General features: G+C 70.0%; 7 protein-coding genes and 1 pseudogene. 4 read left to right on the top strand and 4 right to left on the bottom strand.

What is annotated here, in order from left to right; all coding sequences use genetic code 11:
• A partial coding sequence (locus tag VE172_RS18285; RefSeq protein WP_324803397.1) for a LysR substrate-binding domain-containing protein occupies positions 1-755 on the top strand: 755 nt, incomplete at its 5' end.
• On the opposite strand, the gene VE172_RS18280 is transcribed toward VE172_RS18285, so the two are convergent.
• Positions 724-1,818, bottom strand: coding sequence for a TDT family transporter (locus VE172_RS18280; RefSeq protein ID WP_324803396.1), 1,095 nt, complete (start codon positions 1,816-1,818; stop codon positions 724-726). The two genes, VE172_RS18285 and VE172_RS18280, sit on opposite strands and share 32 nt — an antisense overlap.
• 93 nt (positions 1,819-1,911) lie before the next feature.
• Here VE172_RS18280 and VE172_RS25740 point away from each other — a divergent pair.
• Positions 1,912-2,601: pseudogene (locus VE172_RS25740) on the top strand (Gfo/Idh/MocA family protein); the annotation flags it as partial.
• Positions 2,602-2,898: 297 nt separating this feature from the next.
• On the opposite strand, the gene VE172_RS18265 reads toward VE172_RS25740, so the two are convergent.
• The 3 genes from VE172_RS18265 to VE172_RS18255 all read right to left on the bottom strand — a co-directional run bounded on the left by VE172_RS18265 (position 2,899) and on the right by VE172_RS18255 (position 7,317).
• Positions 2,899-3,081: a DUF6104 family protein gene (locus VE172_RS18265; protein ID WP_324803394.1), complete on the bottom strand. Its 183-nt coding sequence runs from the start codon at positions 3,079-3,081 to the stop codon at positions 2,899-2,901.
• A gap of 3 nt (positions 3,082-3,084) precedes the next feature.
• Positions 3,085-6,762, bottom strand: a complete 3,678-nt coding sequence (locus VE172_RS18260; protein WP_324803393.1) for a multifunctional oxoglutarate decarboxylase/oxoglutarate dehydrogenase thiamine pyrophosphate-binding subunit/dihydrolipoyllysine-residue succinyltransferase subunit — start codon at positions 6,760-6,762, stop codon at positions 3,085-3,087.
• Between the two features lie 204 nt (positions 6,763-6,966).
• Entirely contained in the window at positions 6,967-7,317 is a 351-nt protein-coding gene (locus VE172_RS18255; RefSeq protein ID WP_324803392.1) for an STAS domain-containing protein, read from the bottom strand.
• A gap of 280 nt (positions 7,318-7,597) precedes the next feature.
• Here VE172_RS18255 and VE172_RS18250 point away from each other — a divergent pair, with 280 nt between their 5' ends.
• Entirely contained in the window at positions 7,598-8,302 is a 705-nt protein-coding gene (locus VE172_RS18250; protein ID WP_324803391.1) for a response regulator transcription factor, read from the top strand.
• Positions 8,299-9,813 (top strand): sensor histidine kinase, encoded by a 1,515-nt coding sequence (locus VE172_RS18245; protein WP_324803390.1) that lies wholly within the window; start codon positions 8,299-8,301, stop codon positions 9,811-9,813. The genes VE172_RS18250 and VE172_RS18245 overlap by 4 nt, the downstream gene beginning before the upstream one ends.
• Positions 9,814-10,040 lie beyond the last annotated feature (227 nt).

Here is a 10,040-nt window from a genome sequence, read left to right as displayed (position 1 = left end):
AGCGGACGCCGCGCGGGTCGCGGCTCACCCCCGCGGGGGCCGTCCTCGTGGAATGGGCCGGGGCCGTCGTCGACGCCGCGCGGGTGCTGGACGCCGGGATCGACGCGCTGCGGCAGCGACGGGACTCGCGCCTGAAGCTGGTGTCGAGCCTGACGATCGCCGAATACCTGCTGCCCGGGTGGCTGGTGTCGCTGCGCCAGCGGCGGCCCGAGACCTCGGTGGCGCTTCAGGTCGCCAACTCCGCCGAGGTGGCGCGCGCCGTTCTCGACGGCGACGCCGATCTGGGCTTTGTGGAGGGTCCGTACGTGCGGCGCGGCCTGCGCTCCCAGACGGTGGGCCGCGACGAACTGGTGCTGGTCACCGACCCCGCGCACCGCTGGGCCCGGCGCGCCGGCGGCGTCGACGCCGCCGAGCTGCGCGACACCCCGCTGATCTGCCGCGAGGAGGGCTCGGGCACCCGCGCCGCCCTGGCCGAGGCGCTGCGCCCGATCGGCCCGCCCGCCACGCCGCTGCTGGAGCTGGCGTCCACCACCGTGGTCAAGGCCGCGGTGCTGCGCGGCGCCGGGCCCGCCGTGCTCAGCTCGCTGGCGGTCACCGACGAGCTCGCCGACGGGCGGTTGGTCGCCATCGATGTGCGCGGCATCGACCTGTCGCGCACCCTCCGCGCGGTGTGGCGCGCGGGCCCCCGCCTCCAGGGCCCGGCGGCGGACCTGCTGGGTCCGATCAACGCGGCGCGGCCAGCAACCGGCCACTGAGGACGCCCCGGACGGTACGGGCGGCGACCACCACCCACGCGGCGAGCAGCCCGAGGTACAGCGCCACCGCGACCACCCCGAGGACCTTGGCGCCACTGTGGACGCCGAGGGTCGCCGCCGCCGTCACACAGGTGCCGACGGGGAAGGTGAAGCTCCACCAGGTCAGCGCGAAGCCGAGACCGTCGCGGCGCGCCCGCAGCGTGATGGCTGCGGCCAGCGCCATCCACAGCAGCGCGAACCCGAACACCGGGACCCCGTACACCACCGCGAACGCCGGCAGCGCCCCCGCCCACGGCGCGTCGCCGACGCGCTCCGCCGCGGCGCCCAGGTTCCCCGCCGCGGTCACCGACTGTCCCAGCGGCCCCAGCACGATCCACAGCGTCGGCACCGTGGCGGCCGCGCCCGGCCCGTGGTGCGCCAGCCTGGACCACAGCTGCGGCAGGATGACGACGGTCGCCAGCAGGCTGATGCCGAACATCGCGTAGCAGGCCACCAGCATGCTCAGCCGCGGCTGGCCCGCCGCCAGGTGCGGCAGCAGCGCCGCGCCCGTGGCCGCCGACACCATGGGCGGCACCACGGGCATCAGCCAGCCCGCGAACGCCGCGTCGCGGTCGATGGCGTGGCGGGTGAACATCAGGTACGGCACGGCCACCGCGCTGAGCAGCCCGCACGCCGTCCCGGCGATCCACAGTGTCCACGCGACGGCCACGGCGGCGGACGACCCGATCAGGTCCGGCCCGAACAGCAGCGTCCCGGCGCCGACGGTCAGCATCGCCATCGGCGGCGCCCCGTAGAACTGCGCCATGACGGGGTCGGCGTGGTGCGCCAGCGCGTGCGGGCGATGCCGCACCCACTGGACGGCGAAGCCGGCCGACAGCGCCACGAGCCACAGCGCGGCCAGCAACCACACCGCGGTCGCGGCGCCGCGCACCGCGGGCGATCGCACCGGGAGGACGACGACGGCGTTGGCGACGATGCCGGTGCCCATGACGGAGGCGAACCAGTTGGGGCCCAGGTGCGCCAGGCGATCGGTGGCGGCGCGGGCGGAGAGGGTGGCACTCATGCCCTCGAGCCTCGCCCCGCCGCCATCCGCCCGGTAGCCGTCGCGGCGGTCGCAGGTCATAGCCCGCCCCTATGGCCGGGTCGGCGTGGTCTGATGGTGGGCATGACTGACACGATCGGATGGGGCATTCTCGCCACCGGGGGCATCGCCGCCACCTTCACCCGGGATCTCGGGCTGCTGCCCGAAGCGCGCGTCGCGGCCGTGGGGTCGCGGACCCTGGAATCCGCGCGGGCCTTCGCCGAGCGCTTCGACATCCCGAACGCCCACGGCGACTGGGACTCCCTGATCGCCGACGACACCGTCGACATCGTCTACATCGCCAATACCCACAATGGACACTACGAGGCGGCCCGGCGGGCGCTGGAGGCGGGCAAGGCGGTGCTGTGCGAGAAGCCGCTGACCGTCAACCTCGCCCAGGCGCGGTCCCTGGTCGACCTGGCCCGCGAGCGGGGCGTGTTCCTCATGGAGGCCATGTGGATGCGCTGCAACCCGGCGATCCGCCACCTCGGCACGGCGATCGCCTCGGGCGTCATCGGCGAGGTCACCACCCTGAGCGCCGACATCGGTTGGGCGGGACCGTTTCCGACCGACTCGCGGATGCGAGACCCCGAACAGGCGGGCGGCGCGCTGCTTGACATGGGCGTGTACCCGCTGCACCTGGCGCACCTGATCCTCGGCGCGCCGGAATCGCTGCGGGTCGAGGCGACCCTGCTGCCCGAGGGCGTCGACGCCACCTGCGGCATGGTGCTGCGGTACGACCGCGCCGTGGCCAACCTGACGGCGTCGCTGGAGTCCTACGTACCCGTGACCGCCGCGATCGCGGGCACCGGCGGGCGCATCGAGCTCGACGCGCCCTTCTACCGTCCCGCGGGCTACCGCGTCTGCCGCCCCGACGGCACCGAGGAGACCTTCGAGGTGGAGTACGTCGGGCACGGCATGACCCACGAGGCCGTCGAGGTGATGCGTTGTGTGCGCGAGGGTCTCACCGAAAGCCCGCTGGTGACGTGGGAATCCACGCTCGCCGTCATGTCCATCATGGACGACATTCGGGGCCGGATCGGCGTGCGCTACCCCGGCGAGTTATTCCTCGTCGACCTCGTCGTCGAGGCGCGCCAGCCAGGTGGCCAGCCGCTCGATCGCCGTCTCGAACTCGGGATTGTCGTCGACGAACTCGCTGAGCCGGGAGGCCAGCCACGACAGGCTGACCTCCTCGTCTCCGCGTCGCTCGTCGAGCTCCTCGATCCCGCGATCGGTGTGGTACATCGCTTATGCGCTCTTGGCCGGCGGCATCGCCACGTCGATGAGGGCCTGCTGCTCCATCGCGTGGATCTTGTTGGAGCCCACCGACGGGGCCGCCGCGGCCGGGCGCGACAAGCGGCGCAGACTCACGCCGTCCAGGTGCTCCAGCAGGTTCAGCGCGATGTGCGACCAGGCGCCCTGGTTCGCCGGCTCCTCCTGGACCCAGGCGTGCTCGACCGCGTTGGTGAACGGGGCCAGCGCCGCCTTGATCTCGTCCACCGGCAGCGGGTAGAGCTGCTCGATGCGGATCACGGCGGTGTCGGTGATGCCGTGCTTGTCGCGGGCGTCCACCAGGTCGTAGTAGATCTTGCCGGAGCACAGCAGTACCCGGCGCACGTCGCCGACCTTGACGGCCCCGGAGTCCACGGCCGGGTCGGTCAGCACCGGACGGAAACCGCCGGTCGTGAAGTCCTCCAGGGGCGACACGCAGTGCCTGTTGCGCAGCAACGACTTCGGCGTGAACACCACCAGCGGCTTCTTCTTGGGCGACAGGGCCTGGCGCCGCAGCAGGTGGAAGTAGTTGGCCGGGGTGGTGCAGTTGGCGACCCGCAGGTTGTCCTCGGCGCACAGCTGGAGGTAACGCTCCATGCGGCCCGAGGTGTGGTCGGGGCCGGCGCCCTCGTGGCCGTGCGGCAGCAGCAGGACGACGCCGGAACGCTGTCCCCACTTGGCCTCCCCGGACGAGATGAATTCGTCCACGATGGACTGCGCGCCGTTGCCGAAGTCGCCGAACTGGGCCTCCCAGGCCACCAGCGCGTCCGGGTTCTCCACGGAGTAGCCGTACTCGAAGCCCATGGCCGCGTACTCGCTGAGCAGCGAGTCGTAGATCCACAGCCGCGCGGAATCCTTGGCCAGCCGGGTCAGCGGCGTGTACTCCCGCTCCGACTTCTGGTCGACCACGACCGAGTGGCGCTGCACGAAGGTGCCGCGCCGGGTGTCCTGGCCCGCCATCCGCACCGACACGCCCTGGTTGAGCAGCGCGCCGATCGCCAGCAGCTCGCCGAACGCCCAGTCGACGTCGCCGTCGGTGGACATCTTGGCGCGGCGGTCCAGCACCTGCTTCACCCGCTTGTGCGGGGTGAAGCCGTCGGGCAGGTTCTCGTGCGCGTCGCCGATGGCCTTGATGAGGTCGGTGGTGATGGCGGTCTCGACGTCCACGTCGGGCTCGGTGCTGCGCTGGCGCACCGGTTGCCCGCTGGAGGAGATGGCCTCCTTGGTGGCGCGGAAGACGCCCTCCAGCTTGTCGTGGTAGTCCTGCAGCGCCTCCTCGGCGTCGGCGAGCGTGATGTCGCCGCGGCCGATCAGGGATTCGGTGTAGAGCTTGCGAACCGAGCGCTTGGTGTCGATGATGTGGTACATCGCCGGGTTGGTCATCGACGGGTCGTCGCCCTCGTTGTGGCCGCGGCGGCGGTAGCACAGCATGTCGATGACGACGTCCTTGTTGAACGCCTGGCGGTACTCGTAAGCCAAGCGCGCCACCCGAACCACGGCCTCGGGGTCGTCGCCGTTGACGTGGAAGATCGGCGCCTGGATCATCCGGGCCACGTCGGTGGAGTACAGCGACGAGCGCGAGTACTCCGGCGCGGTGGTGAAGCCGACCTGGTTGTTGACGATGACGTGGAGGGTGCCGCCGGTGCGGTAGCCGCGCAGCTGCGACAGGTTCAGGGTCTCGGCGACCACGCCCTGACCGGCGAACGCGGCGTCGCCGTGCACCGCCAGCGGCAGCACGGTGTAGCCCTCCAGGCCCAGGTCGAGGCGGTCCTGCTTGGCGCGGACGATGCCCTCCAGCACCGGGTCGACGGCCTCCAGGTGGGAGGGGTTGGCGACCACCGAGGCGGTGGTGGCGTGCTCGCCGTCGGCGGTGGTGAACTTGCCGGTCATGCCCAGGTGGTACTTGACGTCGCCCGAACCCTGCACCGACTTCGGGTCCATCGAGCCCTCGAACTCGGAGAAGATCTTCTCCGGCGGCTTGCCGATGATGTTGGCCAGCACGTTGAGCCGCCCGCGGTGGGACATGCCGATGACGACCTCGTCGAGGCCGTCGGTCGCGGCGTTGGACAGCAGCTCGTCCAGCAGCGGAATCAGCGATTCGCCGCCCTCCAGGGAGAAGCGCTTCTGGCCGACGTACTTGGTGCCCAGGAAGGTCTCGAAGGCCTCGGAGACGTTGAGCCGCTCCAGGATGTGCTTCTGGTGGTCGGTGTCGGGCTTCTCGTAGTCGCGCTCGACGTGCCGCTGGATCCAGGCCCGCTCCTCGGGCTCCTGGATGTGCATGTACTCGATGCCGACCCGGCGGCAGTAGGACTCGCGCAGCACCCCGAGGATGTCGCGCAGCTTCATCTTCTGCTGGCCGGCGAAGCCGCCCACCGGGAAGCTGCGGTCCAGGTCCCACAGGGTGAGGCCGTGCTCGAGGATGTCGAGGTCGGGGTGGCGCCGGATCTCGAACTCCAGCGGGTCGGTGTCGGCCATCAGGTGGCCGCGGACCCGGTAGGCGTGGATCAGCTCGACCACCCGGGCGGCCTTGTCGATCTGGCCCTCGGAGGTGTGCGCGACGTCGCGCACCCAGCGCACCGGCTCGTACGGCACCCGCAGCGAGGTGAACACCTCGTCGTAGAAGCCGTCGGCGCCAAGCAGAAGCTCGTGCATCCGCTTGAGGAACTCGCCGGACTGGGCACCCTGGATGATCCGGTGGTCGTAGGTGGACGTCACCGTGATGGCCTTGGAGATGCCCAGCCGCGCGATGGTCGCGTCGGAGGCCCCGGCGTACTCGGCGGGGTACTCCATGGCGCCGACGCCGATGATGGTGCCCTGGCCCTGCATCAGGCGGGGCACCGAGTGGACGGTGCCGATGCCGCCGGGGTTGGTGAGGGTGAGCGTGGTGCCCGCGTAGTCCTCCATGGTCAGCTTGTTGTTGCGGGCCTTGCGGACGATGTCCTCGTACGACTGCCAGAACTGCCGGAAGTCCATGTCCTGGCAGTTCTTGATGCTCGGCACCACCAGGGTGCGGGAGCCGTCGTCCTTTTGCAGGTCGATGGCCAGGCCCAGGTTGACGCTCTTGGGGCGCACCAGGGTCGGCTTGCCGCCGGACACCGCGTAGGAGCTGTTCATCTCCGGGTGGGCCGCCAGCGCCTTGAGCAGCGCGTAGCCGATCAGGTGGGTGAAGCTGACCTTGCCCCCCCGGCCCCGCTTCAGGTGGTTGTTGATGACGATCCGGTTGTCGCTCAACAGTTTCGCCGGCACGTCCCGCACGCTGGTGGCCGTCGGCAGCTCCAGCGACACGTCCATGTTCTGGGCGACCTTGGCGGCGACACCCTTGAGCGCCTTCTGTTCCGCGTCGGGCGACACCGGGGTGTCGGCCTTGGCCGCGGGCTTGGCGGGCGCCGCCTTGGCGGCGGGGGCCGCCGAGCCGTTGGGAGAGCTCGCGGGGGCCTGGGGCGCCTGGGGGGCCGCCGGTGTCGGTGTCGCGGCGGCATTGTCGGGGGTCTCCGGGTGGTAATCCGCGAAGAAGTCGTGCCAGGTGGATTCCACACTGGACGGATCGGCGAGATATCGCTGATACATGTCTTCGACGATCCACTCGTTCGGCCCGAACTCGGGGAGTGGACTGGAACCCGATGAACTAGACGTGTTGCGGTCTTGAGTCGCCACGGCCTTTGATCGCCTCTTCTGCTGACCTGATGGACGTATTTTCCCGACCGCCAAGCCTACGCGTTGGTTTCACCACATTGGCGTCGAGGCCGTGGCCGACCAGCGCGGGCTTGGCGAGTCGTGGTCAAGATCATCCGGGCAGGCCGCAGCCCGGCTCGAAATACGAGCATGGATGCGGATGAAGAGCCGAGACGAGGCGGCTGATCAGCGATTGCCTCCGCCGGTGGCGACGAAGGCGTCGGTGGGTTCCTCAAGCAGTTCCTGCGCGCCTACCACCGCGAACAGGCGTTTGATGAATTTCGTCGGGTTCGTCACCGCGACGGGGATGCCCATGTCGCGTGCGATCCGGTAGGCCACCACCAGCGTGCCGATGCCAGTGGAATCGAGCACGGTCACCTTGGCCACGTCGACCTTGATCGACGTGAGGTTCTCCGTGCGGAGCAGTGAGGAGATCTTTTCCCGTATCTGCGGGGCGGTGGCGTAGTCCACTTCGCCATCAAGTGTCAGAACAATACCGCCGTCTGCGGTCGTACCAGTGTTGATCGACAGCGTCATCTGCGCCCTCATTGAGGTCGGTAGTCGGTGCCCATGCCGGTGGTAATGACAATGGGCCTGGCGGCCCGCGCGATCCGGAGGCGCTTTCTGCTTCCGGGCGGGGGTTTCAGCGTATCCGATGGAAGGGCCGATCGGGTAGCGCGATGAACACAGTCACCGTGACCAAATGCGTCACAGATAGTGAATCCGCTGGTCGCGTCGGCGACCCCGGAGGTGGTTCACAGCGAATTCCCAGGTGATATTCAGTGCGAATGCAGGCGTGTCGGCGGAAGATGGACCAATGGCGCAAGACAGTCGGGAGGGCGAGGCCACCTTGTTGGTGGTCGAGGACGACCCCAATATCTGCGAATTGCTGGCCACCAGCCTGCGATACGCGGGTTTCACCGTGCACCGTGCCGCCGGGGGCGAGGAGGCGGTGCATCTGGTGGCGCGGCACCGTCCGGACCTGATCGTCCTGGACGTGATGCTGCCGGACTTCGACGGCTTCGAGGTGGCCCGGCGGGTGCGTTCGGGCTCGGACCGCACGCCGATCGTGTACCTCACCGCGCGCGACGCGGTGGAGGACAAGGTGCGGGGGCTGACGCTGGGCGGGGACGACTACGTGACCAAGCCGTTCAGCCTGGAAGAGGTGATCGCGCGGATCCGCGCGGTGCTGCGGCGCAGCAAGGGCGATGTGCCGCCGCCCCCGCGACTGAAGTACGCCGACCTGGAGCTGGACGAGGAGACCCACGAGGTGTGGCGCGCCGGACGCCCGGTGCAGCTGTCGCCGACCGAGTTCAAGCTGCTGCGCTACTTCATGGTCAACGCCGGGCGGGTTCTGTCCAAGGCCCAGATCTTGGATCACGTGTGGCGCTATGACTTCCGGGGAGACGACGGCATTGTGGAGTCCTATGTGTCCTATCTGCGGCGCAAGATCGACTCCGACGAACCCCGGCTGATCCAGACCCTGCGCGGCATCGGATACGTCCTACGGTCCCCGTCGTGACGCCCGGCGACGTGTCCGCCCGATACCGCGGACGCTGGGATCGCACGCCGCTGCGCGTGCGACTGGTCGCCGCCGTCCTGCTGCTGACCGGCGGGGCGCTGACCCTGACCAGCATCGCCAACGTGTATTCCCTGCAGCAGTACATGACCGGCCAGGTGGACGACGACCTGGACTCGCGGGCCGCGCAGCTCAATCTCAACGACCTGAACTCGGCCCAGCGGGCCCAGGGTTCCCGGCCGTCGGTCATCGTGGACTACGCCGTGTTCGTCGACCTCGACGGCACCGTGGCCTACTTCCCGCCCGTCAAGAACGAATCCCAGCTGCCCGACGTCACCAACAAGGTCATCACCAAGAACATCGACAACAAGATCACCCTCCCGTCGCGGGACGGCACCACGCGCTGGCGCATGGTGATCAAGGACGTCAGCAAGCTCAACCCGGGCAAGCACGCCTACTTCGCGCTGGCCACGCCGCTGGACGACGTGGACCACGCCGTGGGGCGGCTGATCTGGATCGACCTGCTGGTGGGATCGGGGGTGCTGGCGGGCCTGGCCGCCATCGGGGTGGCGCTGGTGCGCGCCAGCCTGTATCCCTTGCGGGAGATGGAGAACACCGCCGCGGCCATCGCCGCGGGCGACATGTCCAAGCGGGTACCCGAACGCGATCCGCGCACCGAGGTCGGGCAGCTGGCCCGGGCGTTCAACCAGATGCTGGGGCACATCCAGACCGCGCTGGCGGCGCGGGAGGCGTCCGAGGAGCGGGCGCTGGCCTCGGAGGAACGCATGCGGCAGTTCGTCGCCGACGCCAGCCACGAGCTGCGCACCCCGTTGACGACGGTGCGGGGCTTCGCCGAGCTGTATCGCCAGCGCGGCGACGCCGACCCCGCCGAGACCTCGCAGCTGATGGGCCGCATCGAGGCCGAGGCCACCCGGATGGGCCTGCTCGTGGAGGACCTGCTGCTTTTGGCCCGCCTCGACGCCGAGCGCCCCTTCGAGTTCCGGCAGGTCGACCTGTTGAGCGTCGTGGTGGACACCATCACCGCCGCCGAGGTGACCGCCAACGGGCGCCACATCGATCTGTCCACACAGGGCGGTCCGTTCCTGGTGCGCGGCGACGAGATGCGGCTGCGCCAGGTGATGTCGAACCTCGTGACCAACGCGGTGCGCCACACGCCCGGCGACTCCCACATCGACGTCGAGCTGCGCTCCGACGGAGAGCACGTCGAGATCACCGTCGCCGACGACGGCCCCGGCATGAGCCCGGAGCAGGCGCAGCGGGTCTTCGAGCGGTTCTACCGCGTCGACAAGGCGCGCTCCCGCAGCGCGGGCGGCACCGGCCTGGGGCTGGCGATCGTGGCGGCGCTGGTGTCGGCGCACCGCGGCGAGGTGTCGGTGTCCTCGGAGGCCGGCGAGGGCACGCGCTTCACCGTCCGGCTCGCTCTCGACCCCGACGTGACCGGCGAAAACCCCGTCCAGGACCGCGACACCGAGGGCGCGGCGCGGCATTCATGAAACTTTGAGGATTTCCCCAGCGATGACGGAGCCTTTCCCTCCATGCTGTAGGACATGAACGCAGACCACAGCGAACGCGACGTCCCCGGCTCCGAGCCGAACGCCACGCCGCCGAGCCCGCAACCCGAGGCGCCGCGGCCAGCGGCGTCCGACTCGGTGGCACCGCAGGGAGGGGAGTCCCTGCCGAACCTGGACCCCACCGCTGGGCCGTCGACCTCCGAGCCCGC

Origin of the sequence: Stackebrandtia sp. (assembly GCF_035643755.1) — a bacterium.
Classification (GTDB): Bacteria; Actinomycetota; Actinomycetes; order Mycobacteriales; family Micromonosporaceae; genus Stackebrandtia.
This window is presented reverse-complemented; position numbering and strand designations above follow the sequence as displayed.